This window comes from Burkholderia sp. LMG 13014 (genome assembly GCF_905232215.1).
Lineage (GTDB): Bacteria > Pseudomonadota > Gammaproteobacteria > Burkholderiales > Burkholderiaceae > Burkholderia.
The window spans coordinates 1-1,597 of record NZ_CAJNKE010000924.1 but is presented as its reverse complement, the minus strand read 5'-3'; the positions used below and the strand labels follow the sequence as shown (position 1 = coordinate 1,597).

Here is a 1,597-nt window from a genome sequence, read left to right as displayed (position 1 = left end):
GCACGCGCTGCAGATGGACGTGCTGAAGCTCGCACAGGCGCACGAGCGTTACACGCAGCGCAGCACGCAGATTCGCGAGGAACTCGAGGAAATCGGCGCGCAGATCGAAGAGCAGCGCGCGATGCGCGCGGAGTCGGAAGCGAATTTCGAGCGTTTCGACGGCGAACTCGCGGAACTGCAGGCGCGCTTCGAGGACAACCAGCTCGCATTCGAAGCGCTCGACGAATCGCTGACGCAGGCGCGTCAGGAAGCGCGCGACCTCGAGCGCGGCGCGAATGACGCGCGCTTCGCCGCGCGCAACGCAGTGACCCGGATCGACGAGCTCAAGCGCAGCATTCAGGTCGCGCACGAACAGAGCGAGCGTGTTGCCGCATCGCTGGAAGACGCGCGCGCCGAGCTCGAGACGATCAACGAGCAGACCGCGCACACGGGCCTGCAGGACGCGCTCGAGATTCGTGCGGTGAAGGAAGAAGCGCTGCAGGCCGCGCGGATCGAACTCGACGACCTGACCGCAAAATTGCGGGCGTCGGACGAGCAGCGCCTCGTCGCCGAGCGCTCGCTGCAGCCGCTGCGCGACCGCATCACCGAATTGCAGTTGAAGGAGCAGGCCGCGCGCCTGTCGGTCGAGCAGTTCGCCGAGCAGCTCGTGACGGCCGAGGTCGACGAGGTGGCCCTGTCCGCGAAGCTCACGCCGGATCTGAAACCGTCGTACCTGCAGGGCGAGGTCACGCGCCTGAACAACGCGATCAACGCGCTCGGCCCGGTGAACATGGCCGCGCTCGACGAGCTGAAGGCCGCGAGCGAGCGCAAGGTGTTCCTCGACGCGCAGTCGGCCGACCTGATCGACGCGATCACGACGCTCGAGGACGCGATCCACAAGATCGACCAGGAAACCCGCACGCTGCTGCAGGGTACCTTCGACGAGGTCAACCGTCACTTCAGCGACCTGTTCCCGCGCCTGTTCGGCGGCGGCCAGGCGAAGCTGATCATGACGGGCGACGAAATCCTCGATGCCGGCGTGCAGGTGATGGCGCAGCCGCCGGGCAAGAAGAACGCGACGATTCACCTGCTGTCGGGCGGCGAGAAGGCGTTGACCGCGACCGCACTGGTGTTCGCGATGTTCCAGCTGAACCCGGCGCCGTTCTGTCTGCTGGACGAGGTCGACGCACCGCTCGACGATGCGAACACCGAGCGTTTCGCGAATCTCGTGCGCGCGATGTCCAACAAGACGCAGTTCCTGTTCATCTCGCACAACAAGATCGCGATGGAAATGGCGCAGCAGCTGATCGGCGTGACGATGCAGGAGCAGGGCGTGTCGCGGATCGTCGCGGTGGACATGGAAACCGCCGCGGGTTTTGCCCAGAATTGACGTTTGACGAAACCGGACCGCGTTCGCGCGGCGCATGGGCGCCCGTTCGCGGTTCCGACGAACAAGAATTGCTGATGGAGCGTGCATGGACGAGTTGACACTCGGTTTGATCGGCGCGGGCGCCGTCGTGGTGGGCGGCGTCGTGGTCTACAACGCATGGCAGGGCGCGAAGGTGCGGCGCAAGATGCCGCGCCCGATGCCGGAGGAAGCGGCCGAGGCGATGAACCG

General features: G+C 65.9%; 1 protein-coding gene. It reads left to right on the top strand.

Translation table 11 applies throughout. The features are described 5' to 3' along the window. Positions 1 to 1,369: AAA family ATPase (locus tag JYJ84_RS36185; protein ID WP_205190254.1), on the top strand; the 1,369-nt coding region annotated here is incomplete at its 5' end. Positions 1,370 to 1,597: the final 228 nt, after the last annotated feature.